This window comes from Solibacillus daqui (assembly GCF_028747805.1).
Lineage (GTDB): Bacteria > Bacillota > Bacilli > Bacillales_A > Planococcaceae > Solibacillus > Solibacillus daqui.
This window is the reverse complement of record NZ_CP114887.1, coordinates 3,350,218-3,375,709: the sequence shown is the minus strand read 5'-3', so window position 1 is coordinate 3,375,709 and position 25,492 is coordinate 3,350,218. Positions and strand designations below refer to the sequence as shown.

At 37.4% G+C, this 25,492-nt stretch carries 24 protein-coding genes; 18 read left to right on the top strand and 6 right to left on the bottom strand.

What is annotated here, in order from left to right:
- Positions 1-17: 17 nt before the first annotated feature.
- From O7776_RS16530 to O7776_RS16515, 4 genes are all read right to left on the bottom strand, one after another.
- On the bottom strand, positions 18-869 hold the full coding sequence (locus O7776_RS16530; RefSeq protein WP_274308055.1) for a flagellin N-terminal helical domain-containing protein: 852 nt from the start codon (positions 867-869) through the stop codon (positions 18-20).
- Between the two features lie 62 nt (positions 870-931).
- Positions 932-1,459 (bottom strand): chromate transporter, encoded by a 528-nt coding sequence (locus tag O7776_RS16525; protein ID WP_274308054.1) that lies wholly within the window; start codon positions 1,457-1,459, stop codon positions 932-934.
- Positions 1,456-2,010, bottom strand: a complete 555-nt coding sequence (locus O7776_RS16520) for a chromate transporter (protein ID WP_420802129.1) — start codon at positions 2,008-2,010, stop codon at positions 1,456-1,458. The genes O7776_RS16525 and O7776_RS16520 overlap by 4 nt, the downstream gene beginning before the upstream one ends.
- 83 nt (positions 2,011-2,093) lie before the next feature.
- The gene (locus tag O7776_RS16515; protein ID WP_274308052.1) at positions 2,094-2,600 is read right to left on the bottom strand and encodes a Target of RNAIII-activating protein; all 507 of its coding nucleotides are present in this window, start codon (positions 2,598-2,600) and stop codon (positions 2,094-2,096) included.
- Positions 2,601-2,815: 215 nt separating this feature from the next.
- On the opposite strand from O7776_RS16515, the gene hemE reads away from it, so the two are divergent.
- The 9 genes from hemE (at position 2,816) to O7776_RS16470 (ending at position 13,122) form a co-directional block, all read left to right on the top strand.
- Positions 2,816-3,868, top strand: coding sequence for a uroporphyrinogen decarboxylase (hemE, locus tag O7776_RS16510; RefSeq protein WP_274308051.1), 1,053 nt, complete (start codon positions 2,816-2,818; stop codon positions 3,866-3,868).
- Between the two features lie 173 nt (positions 3,869-4,041).
- The gene (hemH, locus tag O7776_RS16505) at positions 4,042-4,974 is read left to right on the top strand and encodes a ferrochelatase (RefSeq protein WP_241369913.1); all 933 of its coding nucleotides are present in this window, start codon (positions 4,042-4,044) and stop codon (positions 4,972-4,974) included.
- 14 nt (positions 4,975-4,988) lie between these two features.
- Positions 4,989-6,413 carry a protoporphyrinogen oxidase gene (gene hemG / locus O7776_RS16500; RefSeq protein ID WP_274308050.1) on the top strand — a complete coding sequence of 475 codons (1,425 nt, stop codon included), beginning with the start codon at positions 4,989-4,991 and terminating at the stop codon, positions 6,411-6,413.
- A gap of 223 nt (positions 6,414-6,636) precedes the next feature.
- Entirely contained in the window at positions 6,637-7,587 is a 951-nt protein-coding gene (locus tag O7776_RS16495; protein ID WP_274308049.1) for a YncE family protein, read from the top strand.
- Between the two features lie 5 nt (positions 7,588-7,592).
- Positions 7,593-8,291 (top strand): response regulator transcription factor, encoded by a 699-nt coding sequence (locus O7776_RS16490; protein WP_274308048.1) that lies wholly within the window; start codon positions 7,593-7,595, stop codon positions 8,289-8,291.
- The gene (locus O7776_RS16485; protein WP_274308047.1) at positions 8,288-9,676 is read left to right on the top strand and encodes a sensor histidine kinase; all 1,389 of its coding nucleotides are present in this window, start codon (positions 8,288-8,290) and stop codon (positions 9,674-9,676) included. Before O7776_RS16490 ends, O7776_RS16485 begins: the two co-directional genes overlap by 4 nt.
- Positions 9,676-10,182: a FixH family protein gene (locus tag O7776_RS16480; RefSeq protein ID WP_274308046.1), complete on the top strand. Its 507-nt coding sequence runs from the start codon at positions 9,676-9,678 to the stop codon at positions 10,180-10,182. Before O7776_RS16485 ends, O7776_RS16480 begins: the two co-directional genes overlap by 1 nt.
- Before the next feature lie 88 nt (positions 10,183-10,270).
- Positions 10,271-10,846, top strand: coding sequence for a TetR/AcrR family transcriptional regulator (locus O7776_RS16475; RefSeq protein WP_274308045.1), 576 nt, complete (start codon positions 10,271-10,273; stop codon positions 10,844-10,846).
- An 89-nt stretch (positions 10,847-10,935) separates the two neighbouring features.
- A complete protein-coding gene (locus O7776_RS16470; RefSeq protein WP_274308044.1) occupies positions 10,936-13,122 on the top strand; it encodes a YhgE/Pip domain-containing protein in 2,187 nt (728 codons plus the stop codon).
- Positions 13,123-13,276: 154 nt separating this feature from the next.
- Here O7776_RS16470 and yhfH read toward each other — a convergent pair whose 3' ends face one another.
- Positions 13,277-13,402, bottom strand: a complete 126-nt coding sequence (gene yhfH, locus O7776_RS16465) for a protein YhfH (RefSeq protein ID WP_241369927.1) — start codon at positions 13,400-13,402, stop codon at positions 13,277-13,279.
- A gap of 139 nt (positions 13,403-13,541) precedes the next feature.
- Between yhfH and O7776_RS16460 the strand changes: the two genes are divergently transcribed.
- The 9 genes from O7776_RS16460 (at position 13,542) to O7776_RS16420 (ending at position 24,524) form a co-directional block, all read left to right on the top strand.
- Entirely contained in the window at positions 13,542-14,534 is a 993-nt protein-coding gene (locus tag O7776_RS16460) for a lipoate--protein ligase (RefSeq protein WP_241369928.1), read from the top strand.
- Positions 14,535-15,074: 540 nt separating this feature from the next.
- Positions 15,075-15,779: a response regulator transcription factor gene (locus O7776_RS16455; RefSeq protein ID WP_241369930.1), complete on the top strand. Its 705-nt coding sequence runs from the start codon at positions 15,075-15,077 to the stop codon at positions 15,777-15,779.
- Entirely contained in the window at positions 15,779-16,762 is a 984-nt protein-coding gene (locus tag O7776_RS16450; protein WP_274308043.1) for a sensor histidine kinase, read from the top strand. Before O7776_RS16455 ends, O7776_RS16450 begins: the two co-directional genes overlap by 1 nt.
- Before the next feature lie 10 nt (positions 16,763-16,772).
- Complete coding sequence (locus O7776_RS16445; RefSeq protein WP_274308042.1) at positions 16,773-17,195, top strand: hypothetical protein; 423 nt, start codon at positions 16,773-16,775, stop codon at positions 17,193-17,195.
- A gap of 16 nt (positions 17,196-17,211) precedes the next feature.
- On the top strand, positions 17,212-17,985 hold the full coding sequence (locus tag O7776_RS16440; RefSeq protein WP_274308041.1) for an ABC transporter ATP-binding protein: 774 nt from the start codon (positions 17,212-17,214) through the stop codon (positions 17,983-17,985).
- The gene (locus tag O7776_RS16435) at positions 17,957-19,891 is read left to right on the top strand and encodes an FtsX-like permease family protein (RefSeq protein ID WP_274308040.1); all 1,935 of its coding nucleotides are present in this window, start codon (positions 17,957-17,959) and stop codon (positions 19,889-19,891) included. The genes O7776_RS16440 and O7776_RS16435 overlap by 29 nt, the downstream gene beginning before the upstream one ends.
- Before the next feature lie 138 nt (positions 19,892-20,029).
- Complete coding sequence (locus O7776_RS16430; RefSeq protein WP_274308039.1) at positions 20,030-21,580, top strand: fatty acid--CoA ligase family protein; 1,551 nt, start codon at positions 20,030-20,032, stop codon at positions 21,578-21,580.
- 118 nt (positions 21,581-21,698) lie between these two features.
- On the top strand, positions 21,699-23,672 hold the full coding sequence (locus O7776_RS16425) for a S9 family peptidase (RefSeq protein WP_274308038.1): 1,974 nt from the start codon (positions 21,699-21,701) through the stop codon (positions 23,670-23,672).
- Between the two features lie 213 nt (positions 23,673-23,885).
- Positions 23,886-24,524 (top strand): DedA family protein, encoded by a 639-nt coding sequence (locus O7776_RS16420; protein WP_274308037.1) that lies wholly within the window; start codon positions 23,886-23,888, stop codon positions 24,522-24,524.
- 105 nt (positions 24,525-24,629) lie between these two features.
- Here O7776_RS16420 and O7776_RS16415 read toward each other — a convergent pair whose 3' ends face one another.
- Complete coding sequence (locus tag O7776_RS16415; RefSeq protein WP_274308036.1) at positions 24,630-25,406, bottom strand: enoyl-CoA hydratase-related protein; 777 nt, start codon at positions 25,404-25,406, stop codon at positions 24,630-24,632.
- Positions 25,407-25,492 lie beyond the last annotated feature (86 nt).

Sequence of the window (25,492 nt, the reverse complement as noted above, 5' to 3'; positions counted from 1 at the left end):
GGGGTTTTAGCGAATAGCTAACCCCATCTTTTTTTCGGTGATAAACCGGAGTTTAGTAAATCTAAAATAGAATGTGCTTGTTGAAGGTGTAGTTGCATGGCATATTGTGTAGCCTGCATTAAAATGCTTGCCTTAGTGAAATTCATCATTTCCTTAGCGATATCCGCGTCACGAATGCGTGATTCCGCAGCTGATAAATTTTCAGATGTGTTCATAGTCACATTATAGGCATGTTCTAATCGGTTTTGATAAGCTCCTAAACGAGCGCGTTCCATTGACGTTTGGTTTAATGATTTGTCCAATTGACTCAGTGATTTTTCTGCATCTTCTCTTGTAGCAATCGATAAACCGTCTAAGCCTAATGAGGAGCTACTTACTTCACCAATTAATACTTCAATATTTTTTCCACTGTTGGCACCAACCTGAATTTTCAAGCCGCTATTTTTATAGTCACCGTTTAATAATGTGCGGGTATTGAATTCGGTATCAGTAGATATGCGGGTAATTTCTTTTTTTAGCTCTTGGAATTCAATATCAAGTAGTTTTCGGTCATCGTCAGTTAATGTATCGTTACTTGCCTGAACCGACAACTCACGCATTCGTTGTATGATGGCATGGGTTTCGTTTAGTGCACCTTCAGCCGTTTGAATGAGCGAAATGCCATCTTGAATATTTTTACCTGCCATATTTAAACCACGGATTTGTGCGCGCATTTTTTCGGAAATGGCAAGTCCTGCCGCATCGTCAGCAGCACTATTGATGCGATATCCTGTGGAAATACGATACAGTGCTTTATTCATAGTGTTATAATGGCGGTTATAGTTGTTATAAATCGCAAGTCCAGCACTGCTCCAGCTTCCAATACGCATGTTGCTCCCCCTCCCATAAAACATACTCATGGGTTATATCGGTTGCGTTACATAATTTTCCACTATAAAAATAATCCACCAATTAAAAGTCCTGCTAAAATAACGAATGCAGGATGAATTTTAAACTTTTCTAATGCGAAGTAGCTAGCGATAACAAGTAGTACCGTTGGAATCCAATTGTTATGTTTATAAGATGTTTGTAAAAAATCAAATGATAACGATAGCATTAGTACCGCAATTGCAGGTAATACAAAGCTCGATAAACGTTTAACACGTGGTGAGTTACGATGTTTATGCAACAAATTTAATAATAGTAGCATCAATGCAAGTGATGGCGCAATTGTTGCAAATAAGGCAACAATACTTCCTAAAACTCCAGCTACTTCAAAGCCAATATAGCCAGCCATTTTTGTAGCGATTGGTCCTGGTAATGAATTGGCAAGTGCCAACAGTTCGCTAAATTCGGTTTTAGACATCCACTCATATTTCTCTACGACTTCATGCTCGATTAATGGGATTGCAGAGGGCCCTCCGCCATACGCTAAAATATTCGGAAAGAAAAAAGCGATAAATAAATGGAGATAAGTCATGATTCTTGACCTCCTTTAACAGGTAAGGCAAAAGCAAGCACCAATAAAATAGAAATAACAATACCCGGATGAATATTTAAAAGAATAATGGTAATAAAGCTCACGATAAATATAAGTGCAGCGATTTTGAAACCGAGAGAAGCTTTTGATTTTTTTAAGAAATCGTATGTTAACACACCCATCATCACGGCCACTACTGGAATAACTCCGTTTGTCATGCCACTAACAAATTTTGAATCATGAAATTGTTTTAATGAACCTAATAATAAAATGATTAGTATTACAGTTGGAAAAACCGTTGCAAATAGGGCGGTAATTAGCCCTGGCCAGCCACCAATTCGGTAGCCAATATAGCCAGCCATTTTTGTAGCGATTGGGCCAGGCAATGTGTTACCGATTGAAATGACATCTGCAAATTCTTCATCTGTCATCCAACCATATGTTTTGACGACTTCTTTATGTACGAGTGGAATTGTTGTAGGACCACCGCCAAAGCCTAGAATACCAGAACGAAAAAAGGCGATAAATATATGTAATTGTTTAGCCAACATGATTTCCTCCATCATGATTTAGTTTTTCACAATACAAAAGCTGTGAGAAAAAATATTGCCCCCACAGCTTTCTTATACGAGCATTATTCTTTTGGTGGTGCACTATATGTCGTAATATAGGAAGGTGAATTGAACATTGATTGAAGTGCGGCTGCTTTGCTTTCGAAAAGAGGTGCAAAACGTTCTACATAGACTGTGCTATTTTTCCAAACTTCATAGGAGACTGGACCACCCCATTGAGTAATGAACAAATACGTTTCTTCTTTAATAGGACGTAACAAACGATAGGCGATGACAGCATCGTTTGAATCAAGCAATGAAAGGGTATTTAGTGCTTTTTCCTCGAAAACTGGGCGATCATCTGACATAATAGGCATATTGTAAAAAGTGAAAAAGCCTTTTTGTTCAAACTGTCCTTTTTGAGCGATTACCTCGAATTTTCTTGGGACAGCAAAAATGGATTTTTTGTCGCTTTCATGTAAAACGACTGAATTACCATTACCATGTAGAAGGATTAAAGGGTGTTTTGCATTCTTTTCGATTAATTTCTCCATATAATCTGGTGTACCAGATGTTACATAAAAGTTCATAAGCTTAAACCTCCTTTATTCTATTATTTTCATTTATAAAGCTGTTCAAGCTTTTTGTCAAAATGTTATGTGGCGTTAAGGGCGATTTTATGACATTTACTTAAGAAATCTATACATTTTCTATATAAAAGTTTATAGTCGATAATGGATATCAATGACGTTTTTAGGGATTGGAAAAATCAAGAAATTCTATTTGATAAGGAGTAACATCAAACATGACGAAATTTAACGATACATTATTACGTGCAGCTCGTGGGGAACAAGTCGATCATACGCCAGTTTGGTTTATGCGCCAGGCAGGGCGTTCACAGCCTGAATATCGTGAAATTAAAGAAAAATATTCATTAGAAGAAATTACAATGCAACCGGAATTATGTGCTTATGTAACACGTTTACCAGTTGAACAATATAACGTAGATGCTGCGATTCTTTATAAAGATATCGTAACACCGCTACCAGGCATCGGTGTCGATGTAAAAATTAAAGCAGGTGTAGGACCAGTTATTTCAAACCCAATTCGTTCTGTAGCGGATGTTGAAAAGCTAGGCGAGTTCAATGCAAAAGAGCATACACCTTATGTACTTGAAACAATCAAAATGTTAACGCAAGAACAATTAAATGTACCGTTAATCGGTTTTGGAGGCGCACCATTCACATTAGCGAGCTATATGATTGAAGGTGGTCCAAGCCGTAACTACGCAAAGACAAAATCATTTATGGTATCACAACCACAAGCTTGGTTTAAGTTAATGGACAAGCTTGCAGATATGATTATTATGGATATTTCAGCCCAAGTAGAAGCTGGGGCAAAGGCAATCCAAATTTTCGATTCGTGGGTTGGTGCTTTAAATGTTGAAGATTACCGTATTTTCATCAAGCCTATAATGACACGTATTTTCGGCGAGTTACGTGCACTAAATGTACCGTTAATTCAATTTGGTGTCGGTGCATCTCACTTAGTAAATGAGTGGCACGACCTTCCAATTGATGTTGTGGGATTAGACTGGCGTTTACCAATTCGTGAAGCAGGAGCACGAGGTATAACGAAAGCTGTACAAGGGAACTTAGACCCAACATTACTAATTTCAGATTGGAATGTATTAGAAGCGCGTGCAAAAGATATTGTGGACCAAGGTTTAGCACATTCAAATGGTCATATATTCAACTTAGGCCACGGTGTATTCCCAGAAGTAGATCCAGCTGTATTAAAACGTTTAACGACATTTGTTCATGATTATAGCCGTGAGCAAATTGCAAAACGCGGATAAATTGAAGCTTTGCTCGGCGGGGGGGCTTCATTCCTCACTGAGCATTAGCTTTTACCAATCGGGCTTTTAGGGACAATGAACCCCACTTACCTGTCTCCTAACACTTTCCAGTTTGAAGTGGGCGTCCTTAATGACCTTTAATGCGGGATAATAATATTTTGAGGTGATAAAACATGAAACAAGTACGTGGATTATTAGTCATGGCATATGGCACACCATATAAAGAAGAAGATATTGAACGTTATTACACACATATTCGTCACGGCCGCAAGCCATCACAAGAGCATATTGATGATTTAACGGAGCGTTACCGTGCAATTGGTGGGATCTCCCCACTTGCAAAAATGACAAAAGCACAGGCAGAGGCTCTTTGTGCACGCTTAAATGAGGTACAAGACGAAGTAGAATATAAATTATTCATTGGTTTAAAACATATCGAGCCATTCGTAGAAGATGCAGTAGAAGCAATGATGAACGAAGGCATTACAGAAGCGGTATCAATCGTACTTGCACCACACTTCTCAACATTCTCAATTAAATCTTATAACGGTCGTGCAAAAGAAGCGGCTGAAAAATTAGGTGGCACATTAAATATCACTTCTGTAGAAGCGTGGTATAACGAACCAAAATTCATTGAGTTTTGGAAACAAGCAGTAAATGGTGAATTAGCAAAAATGACTGAAGAAGAGCGTAAAACTGCGTGCTTAATCGTGTCTAACCATTCATTACCAGAAAAAATTAAATTAGCTGGCGATCCATATGAAGAGCAATTAATCGAAACAGCTCGTTTAATCGAAGCGGCTTCCGATATTGAAAACGTGGAAGTAGGTTGGCAATCAGCTGGTCAAACACCAGAACCATGGCTAGGGCCAGATGTACAAGATTTAACAAAAGAATTATATGAACAAAAAGGCTACAAATCATTCATTTATACACCTGTTGGTTTCGTAACAGAACACTTAGAAGTGCTTTACGATAACGATATTGAGTGTAAAGTAGTGTGTGATGAAATTGGCGCTAGCTATTATCGACCTGCAATGCCAAACACGCATCCGTTATTCATCGATGCGATGGTAGATGCAATCGATAAAAAATTAGCGAAATAATATAGAGAGTGATGATGAAGGTGACTTTAAAAAGGAGTAAGATTGTAATCGTTGGCGGTGGAATTACGGGCTTAACGACGGCATACTATTTACAGCAAAAAGCGATGGAAGACGATTTATCATTAGAAATTGTGTTAATTGAATCGTCATTACGTCTAGGTGGAAAAATCCACACTGTTCGTAAAAATGGCTACATAATTGAACGTGGCCCTGAATCGTTTTTTGATACAAGTAACAGTGTTCATAGTTTAGCACGTGATTTAAAAATCGAACATAAAATTATACAAAATAATAACGGTCGAACATTTATCGCAATCGGCAACAAACTTCACCAAATCCCAAGTAATTTATTGCTTGGGGGGTCACCTAAAATCTTATCTGTGTTGACTTCGAATTTTCTTTCTTTAAGTGGTAAAATTCGCGCGGCTGGCGATTTACTTTTACCAAAATTATCGCATGAGAAGGATGAGCCTATTAGTGACTTTTTCCGTCGTCGTTTCGGCAAGGAACTGGTAGAAAATCTTGTCGAACCTGTGATAGCAGGAACTTATGCTGGTGATGTCGATCATGTAAGTATGCAATCTATGTTCCCGCAGTTTTACCAGTTAGAGAAAGATTATGGAAGCCTTTTAGTTGGAATGAAAAAGACAGGCAGAGGCATTTATGCGCTATTCGATATGCCAGGTGAAATTCATTATGAATCGTTTGATGGTGGATTAGAAACGATAGTGGAATCATTAGAAGCCGCATTAACAAACGTCACAATTTTAAAAGGCTTAAAAGTGGATACAATCGAAAAAAACACGGATTTAACACAACAGCTGTATTTAAATGATGGGACGTCCATTCAAGCTGATCAAATCGTTGTGACGACACCATTTAATGTAACAAAAAAAATATTCCGGGATTCGGAAACACTTCACAATATGGATACAATGAATTACGCAACGATTGCAACTGTCACACTAGCTTTTGATAGAGAAGTAGTGCAGAAGTATACCGATGCTATGAATTTCTTTGTGTCTCGTAATAGTGATTTTGCTATCACAACATGTACATGGAGCAATCGTAAATTCGACCATGTTGCACCTGAAGGACATGAATTAATACGAGTCTATATTGGACGTGTCGGTGATGAGTCGATTGTGGAATTGTCGGATAGTGAAATTGAAAAAATTGTGCTACAGGATTTAAAAAAGGCGATTGGCTTAAATGAGAGGCCATCATTAATGATAGTCGCACGTTGGAAAGAATCGATGCCACAGTATACAATTGGTCATGAAGAACGTGTTCAGCTATTAAAAGCACAGTTTTGCAAGGAATTTCCGAATGTCTATTTGACTGGTAGCTCATATGAAGGCATTAGTATTCCGGATTGTGTATCCCAAGGAAAAGAAACAGCCGAGCGAATTATCTCGCAGCTTACACAGGGGAAATAATCAATTTAACTTGCTTCAGCTGAAGTCGTCCATTTTTGTAAGTGGGGGGCGAATCGCCGAGGCGTAATTGATTGTTTATCCATTCAAATAGAACGAAAACGCTGAATTAAAAGTTTCTGCTTTTAGTCCAGCGTTTTTTGTATGTAAATTTCACAAATTTATCCTTTTCATTTCATGCAAATTTCACATTTATTTAGTACGCTTAAATACGAGGTGTTACGCCATGAAATTTTTTAAAGCATTATTTTTAGTATGCTGCCTGTTTGTTTTGACTGGGTGTAATGAATCGGTTTTTGATGCAATTGATGAACAGCAAAGTTTTTTAGCTTCTGTCAATATTTTAGAACCTTCGATTACGTTTTATGATGAAGACTATGCATTGATAGCGACATGGGATTTGGATAATACATATACAGGGGCGACGTTAGTTGGAACAAACGCAATTTTGCTTTATGGCCATCAACTTGACGAGGCCGAACTCTATGACCTGTCATCAGGGAAGCAAATAGTCAAATTGAAAACAGGTGTTGGCACGACAAATGCACTTTATGATGAACAAGCACATGCCATTTATTTGACCAATAGTAAAACAAATGAATTAACAAGTTATTCAATAACGGGTGAGTTACAACAAAGTTTGAAGCTACGCAATTATCCAATGTCCATGGCGTTGCATGAAAATATGCTTTATGTTGTGAATTATAAAGATACATTCCTTTCCGTTATTGATACAACAACATTCCAGGCAATTGATGAGTGGCTGATTGCAAGTTCATCTCAAGGGGCACTTGTAGTGGAAGCGACAAATGAGCTTTGGTTAGGTGGGCATGGACAAGGAAGTAAGCCAAACGAAATGGTGCAAGTATTCGATTTAACAACAGGTGTGGTGAAAAAAGAAATTGCTGTACCGGTGATGCCGATCACATTAATACAGCAGGAACAAGAAGTAATTATTGCTAGTCATGGCTCGAATATGATTTATAGTACTTCGTTGGATGGAACTATCAATTGGCAACAAGAAGTTGCGGCTAATCCGTTTTCAATTGTTTCATTTGATGGTCAATTGGTTGTAGCAGGCTATGATGATCAAACGCTTTATGTAACAGAGCATGCGAATATTATTGAAACGGTTGCTACAGGAAAAGGTGCATTTCAGTTATTAGTAAGGGAGTGACAACAATGACGACGATATTAATTGTTGATGATGAATATAATATGCGTCAGCTCATTGATTTAGTAATAGTAAAATCAGGCTTCCAAACGATTCATGCTGAAAATGGGGCAGAAGCCTATCAAGCAATAAGTCAACATTCGATTGATTTAGTGCTTTTAGATGTCATGATGCCTGGTGAAGATGGCTTTGAAGTATGTAAAGCGATTCATGCCATGACCATGGACAAAGTACCGATTATATTCTTAACGGCACGTGATGCGAAAGACGATAAAGTAAAGGGACTTATGATTGGTGGTGATGACTATATTGTAAAACCATTTACTGCAGAGGAATTAGTAGCACGTATTTACGCGGTATTAAGACGCACAGGGACTCTAATTCAAGAGACCGAAGTACAGTTCCTACAACACGGTGTAATTAAACTGGATGAAATTTCGCGCAAAGTATTTATAGAGGATGAATTGATTGTGTTGACATTAAAAGAGTTTGAACTGCTATATTTGTTTATGAAGCATCCGAATAATGTGTATTCCCGTGAACAGTTACTTGAGCAAATTTGGGATTTGAATTATTCTGGTGGCACGCGCACAGTAGATACGCATATTAAAACGTTGCGCATTAAATTAGGTAAAAAATCAAAGGAAGCAAGCGACTATATCCAAACCGTTTGGGGTGTAGGCTATCGCTTTGAAAAGGATTTATGAAAAAGCTGTCGTCAAAAATTTGGTTGCTGATTGTACTGTTTTTAAGTGCGACCATAGTGTTCATGTACATATTTACAAACTTTTTATATGTGCAACTTTATGTAGAAGATACGAAGGCCACAATGATTGAAGTAGGCGAAAAACTGCAAACAAAATATACAGGTGGAAAAGTTACGGACGAGCTCATAGCTGAAATTGATGCGTACGCCGCTTACTCAAATCTTGAAATTTTTGCGGTACGTAATCCACGTGAGCTAAGTGCCTGTGTTCCGTTTGATATTGATTATGATGCACTGATTGGTGTGGATGAAAGGCAGCAGCTGTTGCAGGGGAAGGCTGTTACGAAAATAGGTTATGAGGAACGTTTTGAACGTCAAATCATTTCTGTCATTTTACCATTCACAGACCAAAATCGTTTAGAGGGTATTATTTATGTGTATTATCCACTTGCTAAAATTTCAGAGCTAGCCCAACAAGAAGTGATTTTACTTGTAACGGGGGCGGTGATGTTCTTAATAGTTGCAGCGTTTTTTGTTTATTATGGCATGCGTAAAATATTGCAGCCACTTGCAAAATTACAGCGCGCAGTAGGGAAAATGACAACAGGTCAATATGAAACACGGGTAATGGTTACATCTAATGATGAGATTGGAAGTCTATCAGCAGCTTTTAACCAAATGGCAGCAGCTATCCAACGAGAAGATGAAGCGCAAAAATCCTTTTTAGCAACCGTTTCGCATGAACTGCGTACACCAATTAGCTATGTCAAGGGTTATAGTGAAGCTATTCAAAATGGACTAGTTGATGTGCAACAAAGAGAAGAGGCTATTCAAATTATTTCACGAGAAGCGTCGCGTATGGAACGTTTAACGAATGAGTTAATGCAGCTAGCACGAAAAGATGATATTACGGCAAGTGAATTTGATCCACTTGTGTTGGCCGAGAATCTGCGTGATGCGATTTGTTTATTGAGCCAACAAGCAATGAATAAGCAAATTCAAATTATCCAAAATTTTAATGAAGAACTCATCGTACTTGGCGATGAGCAAAAGCAACAACAAGTATGGATCAATGTGATTGAAAATGCGATTCGTTACTCACATGTGCAAGCACAGATTATCATTACAACGTCCAAACGAGAAAATCAAGCTGTAATTACAGTACAGGATTTTGGGATAGGTATCCCAAAAGAAGACCTACCTCATGTAACAGAGCGCTTTTATCGTGTGAATAAGGCGCGCAGTCGAGCAGATGGTGGCAGTGGACTAGGGCTGTCAATTGTAGAGCAAATTGTCAAACAACATAACGGAACATTAAAAATTGAAAGCGTAAGTGAACAAGGGACACGCGTAATCGTAACGCTCCCATTAATGGAGGAATCATGATGAAAAAATGGATTTATAGTGTTGTAGCAGTACCGTTTTTATTATTTGGCTGTGGTGAAGAAGAACTTCAAACGGATGCCAATACTGAAGCACCGGCAATTGTTGAAGTTGAAATTCAAACAGCAACGCAGTTAAATAGCAATGAAACGGTTCAATTAGCAGCACGTATTACGCAAAATGAAGAAGCGGTAGATGATGCCGATGAAGTGAAATTCGAAGTATGGGAATCAGGCATGCGTGAACAAGGAGAAATGCTAATTGGAGAATTAACGTCAGATGGTGTATACGCAGTGGATTATACATTCGATCATGACGGGGTTTACTATATGTTCGCTCATACAACAGCGCGTGGTATGCATGTCATGCCAAAGCACGAGCTTGTTGTAGGTAATCCAGATATGAGCAAGGTGTTAGAAGACACAAGCTCAAACACTATGGGGCATTCAGAACATAAAAACGAGGATAAAGACAAAGAAAAAGAAAAAGAAGAAGATCACAATCATTAATTGTTGCAAAATAAAATGAACGGTGTATAATAATGACCAGATGACCGAAAAGGTTTTCTGGTCACTTTTGTTTTAAGGAGGTGGATTTATGGATCGTCGATATGAAATTTTACAAGCAGCTACAAAATCGTTCTCATTATTTGGTTACAAAGCGACGACTATTGAACAGGTAGCGAAAATCGCAAATGTCGGTAAAGGGACGATTTATACGTTTTTTTCAAATAAAGAAGAGCTATTTCAAGAGGTAGTATTTCATTTGATTAACGAGATGAAGCATGAAACAGATCAACTTATTGATACAAACGCAAGTTTTATGCAAAATGCGCATACCGCCTTAATAAAAATGCTCCACTTCCGAGAGCGACATATGCTATTTGCAAAATTGATTGAAGAAGAAAAAGCGCTACGTACACCAGAAGTACAGCAAATGCTTTTAAAAATTGAAGCAGAAATTATTTCGTATGTATCAATGCGTATTCGTAATGGGATTACTAAAGATGAAATAATTGATTGTAACCCTGAGCATGTAGCTTATTTATTGTTCAAATCATATTTAGCCTTTATTGTAGATTGGCAGTTGACACATCATGAGCCACTTAAAGAACAAGAGATTTTGACCTTATTCAGTAAAACAATTTTCCGTGGTTTAGCAAAGAAAAAGTAACGTTCACTTCCATTTGAAGTGAGTTTCTTTTTGCAGTAAAATGACCAAGTGACGTTTTTGGTCATTGGGTATTATAAGGAGGAAATAGTGTGATAAAAGCAGAATGGCTTAAAATTTTTAAAACAAAAAAAATGCTGATATCTGTAATTGCTGTACTTTTCGTGCCAGTCATGTATAGTGGCATGTTCTTATGGGCGTTTTGGGATCCGTACTCAAATTTAGATAGCATGCCCGTAGCAATTGTCAATGAAGACAAAGGTACTTCGATGAACGGTGAAACAATGGAAATGGGTCAAATATTAGTTGACACGCTCGTAGATAGTAAGCAATTTCAATTTGAAGAAATTGATGCAAAAGATGCCAATCAACAATTATTAGATCAAAAATATTATATCTTAATTAAAATTCCAGAAAACTTTTCTGAGCATGCCACAACTTTATTAGATGAACAACCACAAAAATTAGTGATTGATTACATTCCAAATGAAGGTTTTAACTTTTTAAGTGCTCAAATTGGTGAATCTGCAATGGAGCTTATTAAGGCGGAAGTAAATAAGCAAGTTTCCACAATCTATGCTGAAAGTTTATTCGATTCAATTACCCAACTTGGTGACGGTTTCGTTGAAGCAGCTGATGGCGCTGGAAAATTAGATGAAGGTGCAAAAAAATTAGCAGATGGTGCAGATGAATTCAAAGGTTATTTAGAGCAATTGGCTTCAAGTTCAGTTGAATTATCAGAAGGTACAAATACATTAACAGCGGGTGCACAAACAGCCGCAGATGGTGCTAATGAATTAGCAACCGGAGTAGCAAAAATTGCAGATGGCGGTAAACAATTAGCAGCCGGAGCACAAACAGCCGCAGATGGTGCTAATGCTTTACAACAAGGCATTATGAGCTATACGAATGGGGTTGCTCAAATAGCAGGCGGCCAAAAAGAGTTAACAACTGGCCAGGCTAATTTAGCAGAAAATTTATCATTACTAACACAGGGCACAGCCAATATTGATGACAAAATTAAAGCATTAGCTGATGGATCTACCAATGTAGCAGGAGGCATTGATCAATTAGCTACTCAGCTAGAAGCAATTATTCCAACGCTACCAGAAGAAAATCAAGCCGCATTAAAAACAGCATTGTCACAATTACAAGCAGGTAGTAAACAAGTAAGTGGTGGTTTAAACCAATTAAATGATGGTACGAACGGTTTAGACGATAAAATCGCGGCCATTAGCGCGGGTGCGGATAAATTATATGCGGGTCAACAACAAGTGAGTGCAGGTGTTGGACAGTTACAACAAAATTCTGCTCAACTTTCAGATGGTGCAACTTCTCTTGCAGAAGGCACTACAACAATCGCTAATAAGTTAAATGAATTAAGCGCAGGTGCAACAAGTGCTTCAACAGGAGCAAATGAATTAGCACAAGGGTTAAATACTTTAGCAGATGGCTCAAACAAATTAAATGATGGCACAAGCTTACTTGCCGAAAAATCAGATGAATTAGCACAAGGTTCTACTACATTAGTAGATGGTACAAAAGATTTAAAAGATGGAACTACTACATTAACTGATAAATTATCAGAAGCTGGTGAAAAAGCAGATGTTAATCCAACAGAAGATACGTATGATATGGTAAGTTCTCCAGTTGAAGTTGAAAAAGAAGCAGTAAACCATGTACCAAACTATGGTACAGGATTTGCACCATACTTTATTTCATTAGGGTTATTTGTAGGGGCATTATTAATTTCAATTGTTTTCCCACTTGTGGAACCAGCAATTATCCCAAAAACAGGCGCAAGTTGGTTTGTAAGTAAAGTGACTGTATTAATGGGTGTCGGTATTATTCAATCACTATTATCGGTAGCTATTGTTGTTTGGGGATTAGGACTAGAAGTTCATAGCATGCCACAGTTTATTTTGACAACAATTTTAACAAGCTTTACTTTCCTAGCAATTGTTCAAATGCTTGTGTCAATATTCGGTGACCCTGGCCGCTTTATAGCGATCATTGTGTTAATTCTACAATTAACAACAAGTGCAGGTACATTCCCAATCGAATTAGTACCAGAGCAATTACAAATCTTTAATAAAATTTTACCGATGACGTTCTCTGTTCAAGGCTTCAAAGCAGCTATTTCAACAGGTGATACAACATTCTTAATGTTCAATTGGTCATTATTAGCAGCCGTAATGCTGTCATGCTTAGTGATTACATTTGGTTACTTCGCATTAGTACACAAAAAACGTTATTCAAAACATCATACAGAAGCATAAAAAAACAAGCGCATGGAATTTTTGTTCCATGCGCTTGTTTTATGCAGAAAAAAACCATAAGCTTTGAGCGAGCTTATGGTTTGAAGTAAGCGTTTTAGGTTCATCTTAGTCTAAGATGAAGGTATTTAAAGATTAGTTAAACAGTGAGTAAGAATTAAAGAGAGTTGCATTTTTCACAATTGTTGCTGTAGCACTCGCTTTGTTCTTCAATTTTATCACCGCATGATACGCAAATTTTATCTGGTAAGTTTTTGAAAAATTCCACTACGTTTTCTAACATTGTGTGTGCCTCCTTTAAATGTCTGTTATATTACTTCTGTTTATATTTTATATTGTATTATAACAGTTGAGATTCGTCAACACAAAACAGGAAATTTAGGTTAAAATAATTATGGACAATTTGTGAAGGAGTGACCATCTTGTATTTTATCGACAATAAAGGAATTACAGATCCACGAATTAATTTAGCAATTGAAGAGTACGTATTAAAAAACATGGATATTGAAAAGGATGATTTTTTACTGTTCTATATCAATCAGCCTTCGATTATCATTGGCAAAAATCAAAATACCATTGAGGAAATTAACACAGACTACGTAGAAGCAAATGATATTTTAGTTGTTCGCCGTCTTTCTGGTGGTGGCGCAGTATACCATGATTTAAACAACTTAAATTTCAGCTTCCTTACAAAAGACGATGGAAACAGCTTCAGCAACTACAAAAAATTCACACAGCCTGTAGTAGATGCGCTTGCAAAATTAGGGGTAAACTCTGAATTATCCGGTCGTAACGATATTTTAGCTGAAGGTAAAAAAGTGTCTGGTAATGCGCAATACTCAACGCGTGGTCGTATGTTTAGTCACGGCACATTAATGTTTGATTTAGACATTGACGCTGTTGTGAATTCATTAAAAGTAAAACAAGACAAAATCGAATCAAAAGGCATTAAATCGGTTCGATCTCGTGTAGCGAACATTATTGATTTTTTACCTGAAAAAATTACTGTAGAACAGTTCCGCAGCGAAATTTTAAAATCTATTTTCGGTGGCGAAGAAAACATTCAATACTATGAGCTAACAGAGGAAGATTGGGAAAATATCCACGAAATTTCAAAAAATCGCTATCAATTATGGGAGTGGAATTACGGTAAATCACCACGATTTAATATCCAAAAAACAAAACGCTTCCCATCTGGTAGCATCGATATTCGACTAGAAGTGAACAAAGGGATTATTGAAGATGTAACCATTTTCGGTGATTTCTTTGGGGTTGGTGATGTAGAAGAAGTAGCACAGCACTTAATCGGTACAAAGTACGACCGTACAGCAATCGGGGAAGTGCTAAAAGATCTCGATATTCCAACATACTTTGGTGGGATTACAGAAGAGGATTTCTTACAGCTGATTTATTAACTTTCAACGAGCAATTTTCAATACAAAGTTTGGAATCAAGAGCGTTTATCTAATAAAATCCGTTCTGCTACGCTACGGGAGGCCAACACGATGTTGGTCACGAATGCGTCGCCACACGATGTGGTGCATTTAGCATTTGTTCCACTGTTCCTGGGGGCGTGGCTACAACTAACTCTATGCATGCCACTACGGCGGCAACCATAGAGTGGATTTTCCGCGCACGCTTAATCCCCAAGGAGTCCGCCCCTTCACTTCGCGGCACTCTACAATAAACTATAATCGTTTTTTTTTACAAAGTGTTTGAATGAAGTGTGATGAATTGAACTTTGTAATTGAAAAAAAGCTAATTTCGTCTTAAAGCAAAAATAAGTAACACTTTACTTAATCCATTTTCTGTTAGTACATTTGCTAAATGTTAATTATTAAAATAAAAGTTGAATTTATAAAACAGAGCACTGGTATTTTCGAGTGCTCTGTTTTTTTGTTACAATAGAACCAACTGTATAGACAGATTTTAGAAATATGAAGGAGGCATTGGTGATGGAAAAGCATCGGATTTTTATCGTAGAGGATGATCCGAAAATCGCCTCATTACTAGCAGATACATTGAGGAAGTATCAGTATGATGTGGAGACAGTTCAAGACTTTGAAACAATAAGCGAACAATGCGTAGCGTTTGCACCTCATATGATTTTATTAGATATTAATTTACCTTTATACGACGGCTATTATTGGTGCCGGAAATTACGTTCATATACAAAGTGCCCAATTATTTTTATTTCGGCACGTTCAGGAGAAATGGACCAAATCTTTGCGCTAGAAAATGGAGGCGATGATTTTATTACAAAGCCATTTAACTATGAAATTGTACTTGCAAAAATTCGCAGTCATCTACGCCGTACTTACGGTGAATATTCGGCACGTCAAGAAGAGCGCACCGTTGTTCAAGGACAGCTCACACTTTATTTGGAGCGCATGGATTTACAATTGAAAGAATTAATAGTACCGCTACAAAAAAAGGAGTGTATTATTCTTGGGTTGTTAATGGGACAGGCTCCAAAAGTCGTGTCGCGAGATCAGTTATTGGAAGAGCTGTGGGATGATCAAGCGTTTGTTGATGAAAATACGCTGAATGTTAATATGACGCGTGTGCGCAAAAAGCTAGCAGATTACGGAATAATATCAAGCATTGAAACTGTGCGTGGGGCTGGATATCGCTTTCTTTTAAGCGCGGAGGAAATGTAGTGGCTATAAAGTTATTTATAAGAGAGCATATTTCCTATATTTTATTTCAAATGGTATTAATAGCATTTTTACTTGTGCTTTTTTGGTTGGATGGCTTAAGAAATGTAAGTACGGCCATTTATGTTATTGCGATTAGTATGTTATTAATTACATCGTTTTTAGTGGTGCGCTATATGCTACGTCGCAGATATTTAGCAAAAATTGTAGAGTTACCGGTAAGGATGGAGGATGCGCTGCAAAAAGATTCAAAAACATCTGAGTACGCCATTACAGAACAGTATTTATCAGAGCTCTATAAAATTTATCAGCATGAAGTACAAACGTTATATGCGACACAATCAAGGCAATATAAATTTATGAATCAGTGGGTACATCAAATGAAAACCCCTGTATCCATTTTAGAGCTACTTTTACAGCAGGAAGAAGAACTAGATAAAAAAAGTGTACAAGAAGAAGTCGAACGATTAAAACGTGGGTTAGAGATGGTACTTATGCATGCAAGGCTAGAAAACTTTTCCGACGATATGCAAATCGTGCAAATTCCATTAAAATCAGCAGTAATGACAGCAGTAAATGACAATAAGCGTTTATTTATCGCGAATCGTGTGTTTCCTGAAGTGGATGTAGATGAGGCGATTGTCGTCATGAGTGATTTGAAGTGGTTGCGCTTTCTTTTAGAGCAGTTCATCACAAATGCCGTGAAATATACATTTGAGCCAAATAAAAAAATTTTTATTTCAGCTAAAAAAATAGAGCATCATATTCATCTAATTATTCGTGATGAAGGTATCGGCATTCCAATGGCTGACCTTTCGCGTGTGACAAAGGCTTTTTATACAGGCGAAAATGGGCGCAAAACAGGAGAGTCTACTGGTATGGGGCTCTATATTGCAAAGGAAATTTGTGATAGACTCGGACATCAACTTGTAATTACATCAGAGGTAGGAATAGGAACTCAAATCGAAGTGATTTTTCAATCCTAGGAGGAGCGCGATGGTACAAATAGAAGATTGGCTATTAGCGATAGATATAGAAAATACGAAAATGGCGGTTGAATTCAATAGCTACCTTTGTATGAGTGAAGAGTGTCGTAATTTTGTTGAAGCATGTGAAAATCATATGGGTCCAGTTGTACTTGAGTTTGCAAATAAACTAGGAATTGACCTAGCTAAGCCAAGTCAGTTAGAGAGCCTTCAAGTTAATAACAATACAGCGGTAATGTATTCAGGTAAATATCATATTATCGGTGAAGTGATTGAAGGGGAACTAGATGCGTGGGATATCGTATTGGATACACATTGTTTTTCGTTAACATCTGAATTTGATATGGTACCTATCGTAATGATAGGTTCAATCATTGAAATTAGCTTTGAAGTAGTGCTGCCTTGGGTACTAGAAGTGAAAATGGAAGTTTAAGTATGAAGGAGTAATTATGTCAATCTTACAAATACATGAAGTGACGAAAGTTTATGAGGGTAAAGTAACAAACCGTGCACTTAATCAGTTAAGTTTTGAGGTTGAAAAGGGTGAGTTTATTGCCATTATGGGACCATCTGGTAGTGGGAAAACAACGCTTATGAATGTTGTGTCGATGATTGATGTACCAACTTCGGGTGAAGTCGTTTTTGATGGCATGAAACCACAAAAATTTTCTAGTGAGGAACTGGCTTATTTTCGCCGTAGGCAGTTAGGTTTTGTGTTTCAAGAATTCAATTTATTGCCAACGTTAACGGTGGAGGAAAATATTATTTTGCCATTAACGCTTGATGAACAGCCAATTAAAGTGATGGAAGAACGTCTTGCATTTTTAAGTGATAAGCTAGATTTAACGCAAATTTTGCATAAGCGTCCAAATGAAATATCAGGTGGGCAGGCGCAGCGTACAGCAATTGCACGTGCACTTATCCATGATCCCATGCTCGTTTTAGCAGATGAGCCTACAGGGAATTTAGATTCCAATGCATCTCGTGAAGTGTTAGAGCTACTTGTAAAAATGAATAAAGAAAACAAGACGACCATATTAATGGTGACGCATGATCCGATCGCTGCTAGTTATTGTGACCGTGTCATTTTTATAAAAGATGGTGAATTTTTCAATGAAATCTATAAGGATGACCGTCGGCAAACGTTTTTCCAACGCATTTTAAATGTATTAAGCCTACTAGGGGGACATGTTGGTGACTTTTCTTCAATTCGCTTACCGTAACGTTTTCCGCAATTTCCGAAATTATGCGGCGTTTTTTATGGCCACCTTTTTTAGTGTGTTTGTTTTTTTTATTTACTCAATGCTCATGTTTCACCCTGAAATTGAAAGTGGCTTTTTAGGAGAAGTCTCGATTGCGGGCATGGTTTTTGCGGAAATTATACTCGTGTTATTTTCATGGTTTTTTATTTACTATTCGTTGCGTGCATTTTTAGAAGCACGTTCGAAGGAATTTGCAATATTACTACAGCTCGGCATGAGTCGGCATCAGCTTGGAAAGTTAATTTTCATTGAAACGATGACAATCGGGCTGTTTTCGTGTTTGTTGGGCATCGTTTTTGGTTTTGCTTTTTCGAATTTTTTCTTTATGATTGTGCGAGAAATTTTGAATTTATCGGCATTGCCATTGTACTTCTCGTGGGAACCTTTTGTACTTACTCTTTTTGTTTATTTAAGTGCATTTGTTATTATTTCGACGATTAGTATGATGTTTATTCCTGACTTAAAGATCCGCGATTTGATTCGTGGTCAACAATCGATTGAAATTGAGCAGTCTTATTCCAAACGCAATGCAATTTTGGGCATTGTATTAATAGTTGTTGGATATAGCTTGGCACTTTTAACAACTAAATCGTCTATTTTTACGTATACGTTACTAATTCCGATATTTGTTACGTTTGGTACGTATTATTTCTTTTCAGATACGACGTTACTGGTAATTGATCGTATTAAGCGACGCAAGCATGTGTACTGGAAGCAATCCCGTATGTTATTGATTGCCGATCAAGTACAAGTACTGCGTGTAAATTCGCGAATGTTTTTTGTCGTGACACTTGTTTCGACATTGGCGTTTTTGACAGTAGGTGTGTTATCTGCGATGTCATCCTACACATCTCAATATGACAAAATTAACCCAATTGGCATTATTTATAAGGGGGAAATCGATAATCCTTATGAAATCGAACATGTACTTTCAATTATTAAGGATTTAGAACAAAACGGTATTAGTTATCATATGACACGCTTTTCCGTAGTGCGTCAAACGTCTACTTTTACATCGAATCCAGTAGAGGTTTTTCGGGAAACTGATGTTAATCATTTACTGTTTTCATATAAATACCCGCTTGTTAGTTTGAATAGTGGAGAAGCAATGTTCATTCCGTATTCGGAGGATTCAATAAAAGAGCTTCGTGAAACGGTTGTCCATACAACATTGAAGGAAAATAATGTAGCACTAACGATTAATAGTGTGTACCCGAAAATGTTTTTCCCAGCGGCGATGATTAGTAGTAATTCGATTATTATTAGTGACGAAGATTTTGAAAAGCTAGTAAATGAATTCGAACGTGCACCAGATGTTGAGCCTGGCTACCATTTATTTACGTTTGATATTCCGAATTGGGCTGAAACCGAATTTGTAGGACTAGGTATTCAGCAAATGGTCGCAAGCGAGTATGTGCTGAATAGAAATTACTCATTGCCATTTTATTTTGAAAATGCAGGGCTAAATTATTCTTATATATTAGCTACGTATTCATTATTGACAATTGTTGGAATTTTGGTGGTTGCTGTATTTTTACTTGCTTCAGGTAGTTTTGTGTATTTCAAAATTTATGCAAACTTAGATCGTGAGAAAAAGCAGTTTAATACATTAAAGCGAATTGGGTTAACAGACAAAGAGATGAAGCGAATTGTCACTCGGAATTTAGTCATTCAATTTTTCTTACCGTGGGGATTAGCCCTGATGCACAGCGCATTTGCATTTTATGTCGTGCAAATGGTGTTAAATGATTATATGAATTTGTCAATCGTAAAAGAGGTGGTATTTTCATTTACGTGCTTTATATTCATCCAAATTGTCTATTTCTTCTTAATTCGTTGGCGCTATATTTCGCATATTAGTGGGTAATGGAAAATAGAAAAAGGTGTATTAAAAACAATATTTATGTAATAACGCAGAAATTGATGTTGTTTTATTAATATACTTATTTTATACTTCTATTAAAGTGAATATTCTTTCATTTTATGTGAAAAGGGGATGGGTGTATTGAATTTAGTTGAAAAAGTACGACAACAAGCTTTCGAACAACCAGAAAAAACAGCGTATCACTTTTTAGGGAAAGGCACTTCTTATGGAGAATTAGAGCAAACAGTTTCACGTTTTGCTGGAGCTCTAGAAGATTTAGGTGTACAAAAGGGAGATCATATCGCCCTTTTACTCGGCAATACACCGCATTTTATCATTAGTTTATACGCGTCAATGCGTATTGGGGCAGTTGCTATTCCAATCAACCCAATTTATACAGCAGACGAAATTTCGTACATTATTAAAAATGGTGATGTAAAGGTTGTTATCGCACTAGATATGTTATTGCCACTTGTGGAGGCAGGGGTGCAAGGATTCCCACAAGTGACAAATTACATTATATGCGAAACGACACCAGATATTGGGGAGAAATATGCAGCGTTATCTGACGCAGTGAAAGTGAAGACAAAATTATTTACACAAGTGTTATCGGGGGCAACACGTTCTGTTGACCCAGTAGAAGTGTCACCAGATGATACAGCGATTATTTTGTATACATCAGGTACTACAGGTCATCCGAAAGGTGCGATGTTAACACATAATAATCTTTATTCAAATGCCCGTGATATTGGTGATTATTTAAAAATGACACATGAAGATCGTGTTATTGCCACGTTACCGGTATTCCACGTATTCGCATTAACGGTAGTAGTGAATGCACCATTAACACGTGGGGCTACAATTTTATTAGCGCCACGCTTTAGCCCAGGTGAAATTTTTGAGTTAGCTGTTACTTATAAAGCAACGGTATTTGCAGGCGTACCGACAATGTTTAACTTCTTATACCAATTTGAAGGTGGCGAAGTAAGCGCATTATCTACATTACGCGTAGCGATTTCAGGCGGATCATCATTGCCAGTATCATTACTACATAACTTTGAAAATAAGTTTAATGTACGAATTTCAGAAGGTTATGGTCTGTCAGAAGCTTCACCAGTTACTTGTTTTAATCCAATTGATCGTGACCGTAAGCCTGGTTCAATCGGACAAGCAATTATTAATGTGGAAAATAAAGTCGTTGATGAAACTGGTCAAGAAGTCGCAATTGGTGAGGTAGGCGAATTAATCGTTCGCGGACCAAATGTGATGAAGGGCTATTATAAAATGCCAGAAGAAACAGCAGTTACAATTCGCGATGGCTGGCTATATACAGGTGACTTAGCACGAAAAGACGAAGAAGATTATTTCTTTATCGTGGATCGCAAAAAGGATTTAATTATTGTAGGTGGTTTTAATGTATATCCTCGTGAAGTAGAGGAAGTGTTATATTCACACAGCGGTATTGTAGAAGCGGCTGTTGTCGGCTTCCCAGATCCAAACTTCGGTGAGGCAGTGCATGCTTATGTTGTGCTAAAAGATCCTTCATTAACAGTAGAAAATATTCAAGAATACTGCGCACAGCATATCGTAAAATATAAAGTACCTACAGTCATCGAAATTATTGATGAGTTACCAAAAAATACGACAGGTAAAATTTTGCGTCGTTCGTTAAAAGAAGCGATGAAAGCCTAATAAGTCAACACTTACCGCTTCGATTGGTGGTAAGTGTTATTTATTTTTTACTTTGAATTTTGATGCAAAAATTGGTAAACTAAATATTACGTAATCCGAAATAATAACGAGGTGACTTATGACTAACTTTGTAACAAAAGAAAGCTTATTTGAACTACAATCGATTACCAATCCAGTGCTAGCTCCAAATGAGCAGGAAGCGCTATTCATTCACACACAAATTAACGAAAAAGAAAATAATTATAATGCCCATTTATTTCACATTGAATTAGCATCAGGCAATTTGACACAATGGACATTTGGAAACGAACGAATCTCAAGTCCAGCTTGGTCGCCGAATGGTAAACAAGTGGCATTTTTAGTGAAGCGTGGCGAAAAACAACAGCTCTATTTATTAAATAGTCGCGGAGGCGAAGCACAAGAAATTACGACATTACCAAATGGGGTTAATTCATTTTTATGGAGCCCATGTGGTGAAAAGATTTGGCTGACAACTTCAGTCAAAGAAGGACTAGCAATTACGGACGAGGAAGAAAAGGAAGATAAAAAATTTCCGAAAGCATTTGTAGTCGACAAAATGAAGTATAAAGCCGATAGTTTAGGGCTATTACCTCAAAATCGTCATGCACAAATTGCTGTTGTTGAATTGGGCTCAAAAGAAGTAACGGCATATACAGATGCACCTTATTCACATAGCTTACAAGGAATTTCACATGATGGGAAAACGCTAGTAGTAGCGGTAAACAGAGTTGACAACACTGATGATGTATTCCGCACACCACTTTATTTAGTAGATGTGGACACAAAAGAAGAAATAATGTTAATCGAGGAAGATGGTTATTATGGAGACGCTGCGTTTTCATTTGATGACCGCTATATTGCATTTGGTGGTTCAGATCAAACATTTAAAAACGCAACGCATGGTCATGTCTATATTTACGACACACAATCAAAAAATATACAAAAGCTAACAGAAATGTTTGATGTACCAGTAGGAGATTATGCGGTAGGAGACACTCAACAAGCTGCATCAGCACCAACTGTCATGTGGACGGAAAACAATGATTTGTATTTCCAAGTGTCAACAGAAGGTGATGTTCGTTTGTATTATGCAACGCTTGAAGGAGCGATTTATCCGGCATCCCCTGAAAATGAACACGTATATGGCTATGCGATTTTTAAAAATGGTAATCGTGCATTAATGACCGTATCAAATCCAACATTTCCTGGAGAGCTATTTGATTTTGATATTACAACAGGTGAGCGCAAACAATTAACAACATTTAATGCCGAATTTCTAGCAAACACAGCACTTTCAACACCAGAGGCAATTGTTTATCCAACAAAAGATGGCTTCACTGTGCATGGATGGATTATGAAACCAGCAAATTACATTGCGGGCGAAAAGTATCCACTAATTGTGGAAGTTCATGGCGGACCGCATACACTTTATGCCAACACATTCTTCCACGAAATGCAGCTATTAGCAGCTCAAGGCTATGGCGTCTTATATGTAAATCCACGTGGTAGTCATGGCTATTCGCAAGGCTTTGTAGATGCAGTGCGCGGTGATTATGGTGGCGGAGACTATGAAGATATTATGGCTGGATTAGATTATGCGTTAGCCAACTATGATTGGATTGATGAGGAGCGTCTTGGCTTAACGGGTGGTAGCTACGGTGGCTTCATGACAAACTGGGTGGTAGGACATACTACCCGCTTTAAAGCAGCGGTAACACAACGTTCAATTTCAAACTGGATTAGTTTTAATGGGGTATCGGATATTGGCTATTACTTCACAGAATGGCAAATGCTTGCCGATATGAATAATGTCGAAAAGCTTTGGCATCATTCACCATTAAAGTACGCAACAAATGTGGAAACACCGCTATTAATTTTGCATAGCGAACGTGATTTCCGTTGTCCAATAGAGCAAGCAGAGCAATTATACATTACGCTAAAACGTATGGGGAAAGAAGTAGGATTTGTTCGCTTCCCAGAAAGTGACCATAACTTATCACGTACAGGGATTCCGAGCTTACGAGTAGAGCGTTTAGCTCAAATTACCGGTTGGTTTGAAAAATATTTATAACATGAAAAAAGGGTATCCATCGAAAGTGGATGCCCTTTTCATTTTGTTTCTAATTGCAAAGTAATATTACAGTTTTGTAAATTTGTTTAGCAAACATTGAGTTGTGGCAACAATTCAACGTACTAAACGTCTTTACATAGACGAAATAATCAACCATCACTTTCATAGTATGGTAAAATAAAAAAATAATTTAGCAGAAAAGAGAGAGTAACGATGTCAATCATTTATGGGTTAATTGATTTTATTTTACACATCGACGAACATCTTGTTGAAATTATCCAACAGTTTGGGAATTGGTCGTACGGGATTTTATTTACGATTGTGTTCGTTGAAACAGGCATAGTGATTATGCCATTTTTACCGGGGGATTCACTATTATTTGCGAGTGGTACTCTGGCCGCATTAGGTGCATTTAATTTATATACTTTATTGATTATCTTTTTCGTGGCAGCAGTTCTCGGGGATACAGTCAATTATCATATTGGACATAAAGTAGGGATGTCTATCCCGGAAAACAGTTTTATCGGACGAGTTATTAATCGTGAGCGTTTAGAAATTGCACAGCGCTTCTTTAATAAACATGGCGGTAAAACGATTGTTATTGCACGTTTCATGCCATTTATTCGTACATTCATTCCGTTTGTTGCCGGTGCAAGTCGCATGAACTATCGTTACTTCCTATTCTATAACGTATTAGGTGCGTTTTTATGGGTAATGAGTTGTACGCTACTCGGCTACTTCTTCGGTAATATTCCAATTATTAAAGAAAACTTCTCGTTAGTACTTATTTTAATTATTGTGATTTCAGTATTACCAGCAATTATTGGTGCACTAAAAGCACGTAAAAAATAATGGAAAGGGCATTGCTAAACATTTAGCGATGCCCTTTTATATTAACTATTGTTTTATGAATATAGAAAGAGAAATACATAAAGTATTCATAAGCATTTAACGACCTTATTTCCCTCGAAACTGAGGAGGTCTTTTTTCTGCAAAGGCGTTAAGTGCTTCAATGCGATCTTCTGTTGGAATCGTAAGTTCATAAGCTTTGCGTTCTATTTGTAAGCCGGTTTGAATATCTGTTTTCATGCCTTGCTTTACAGCAAATTTTGCCTGTTGAATGGCGATTGGTGCATTTTTTAAAATGACTGCAGCGAACTCTGCCGTCATCTCATGTAACTGTTCTCTTGGTGCAACTTTTGTGACAACGCCATAGTGTAGTGCTTCTGTGGCTGTCATACGTTTGGCAGTTAAGATTAATTCTAGTGCCTTTGCTTCGCCGATTAAGCGCGGTAAACGTTGTGTACCACCAGCGCCTGGGATAATCCCGAGGCTTGTTTCAGTTAAGCCAAGTGTAATGGAATCTGCGGCAATACGGAAATCACAAGCAAGCGCTAGTTCAAGACCACCACCAAAAGCATAGCCATTCATGACACAAATTGTGGGCTGTGGCAATTGCTCAATAAGTGAAAACACTTCCCCAAAGCGATTTAAATTTCGTTTAACAAGTGTATCAGGCAAAGTTTTACGTTCCTTTAAATCCGCTCCAACTGAAAAGGCTTTATCACCAGCGCCGGTAATAATTACAAGTCGAATATCAGGGTGAATTTGAATCGATTCAATTACTTTGCGCAATTGCTCTAGCATTTCAAAATTAAAAGCATTTAACATATCAGGACGATCTAATGTAACATAGGCGATAAAATCTTTTTGCTCATATTTTATAGTGTTCACAATTACAACCTCCTATATTTTGTTAATCTACTTTATAGTACAATGGAAAATAAGAAAAATACAATGAATCTATATAAAATTGAGGA

What these genes read in the sequence shown, in the direction of transcription:
- O7776_RS16475 (WP_274308045.1), top strand. Translation starts at nt 10,271, where the DNA reads ATGGATCGTCGATATGAAATTTTACAAGCAGCTACAAAATCGTTCTCA.
- O7776_RS16520 (WP_420802129.1), bottom strand. Translation starts at nt 2,010, where the DNA reads ATGTTGGCTAAACAATTACATATATTTATCGCCTTTTTTCGTTCTGGT.
- O7776_RS16440 (WP_274308041.1), top strand. Translation starts at nt 17,212, where the DNA reads ATGTCAATCTTACAAATACATGAAGTGACGAAAGTTTATGAGGGTAAA.
- O7776_RS16425 (WP_274308038.1), top strand. Translation starts at nt 21,699, where the DNA reads ATGACTAACTTTGTAACAAAAGAAAGCTTATTTGAACTACAATCGATT.
- O7776_RS16420 (WP_274308037.1), top strand. Translation starts at nt 23,886, where the DNA reads ATGTCAATCATTTATGGGTTAATTGATTTTATTTTACACATCGACGAA.
- O7776_RS16530 (WP_274308055.1), bottom strand. Translation starts at nt 869, where the DNA reads ATGCGTATTGGAAGCTGGAGCAGTGCTGGACTTGCGATTTATAACAAC.
- yhfH (WP_241369927.1), bottom strand. Translation starts at nt 13,402, where the DNA reads ATGTTAGAAAACGTAGTGGAATTTTTCAAAAACTTACCAGATAAAATT.
- O7776_RS16495 (WP_274308049.1), top strand. Translation starts at nt 6,637, where the DNA reads ATGAAATTTTTTAAAGCATTATTTTTAGTATGCTGCCTGTTTGTTTTG.
- O7776_RS16485 (WP_274308047.1), top strand. Translation starts at nt 8,288, where the DNA reads ATGAAAAAGCTGTCGTCAAAAATTTGGTTGCTGATTGTACTGTTTTTA.
- O7776_RS16490 (WP_274308048.1), top strand. Translation starts at nt 7,593, where the DNA reads ATGACGACGATATTAATTGTTGATGATGAATATAATATGCGTCAGCTC.
- O7776_RS16445 (WP_274308042.1), top strand. Translation starts at nt 16,773, where the DNA reads ATGGTACAAATAGAAGATTGGCTATTAGCGATAGATATAGAAAATACG.
- O7776_RS16455 (WP_241369930.1), top strand. Translation starts at nt 15,075, where the DNA reads ATGGAAAAGCATCGGATTTTTATCGTAGAGGATGATCCGAAAATCGCC.
- hemE (WP_274308051.1), top strand. Translation starts at nt 2,816, where the DNA reads ATGACGAAATTTAACGATACATTATTACGTGCAGCTCGTGGGGAACAA.
- hemG (WP_274308050.1), top strand. Translation starts at nt 4,989, where the DNA reads ATGAAGGTGACTTTAAAAAGGAGTAAGATTGTAATCGTTGGCGGTGGA.
- O7776_RS16525 (WP_274308054.1), bottom strand. Translation starts at nt 1,459, where the DNA reads ATGACTTATCTCCATTTATTTATCGCTTTTTTCTTTCCGAATATTTTA.
- O7776_RS16480 (WP_274308046.1), top strand. Translation starts at nt 9,676, where the DNA reads ATGAAAAAATGGATTTATAGTGTTGTAGCAGTACCGTTTTTATTATTT.
- hemH (WP_241369913.1), top strand. Translation starts at nt 4,042, where the DNA reads ATGAAACAAGTACGTGGATTATTAGTCATGGCATATGGCACACCATAT.
- O7776_RS16515 (WP_274308052.1), bottom strand. Translation starts at nt 2,600, where the DNA reads ATGAACTTTTATGTAACATCTGGTACACCAGATTATATGGAGAAATTA.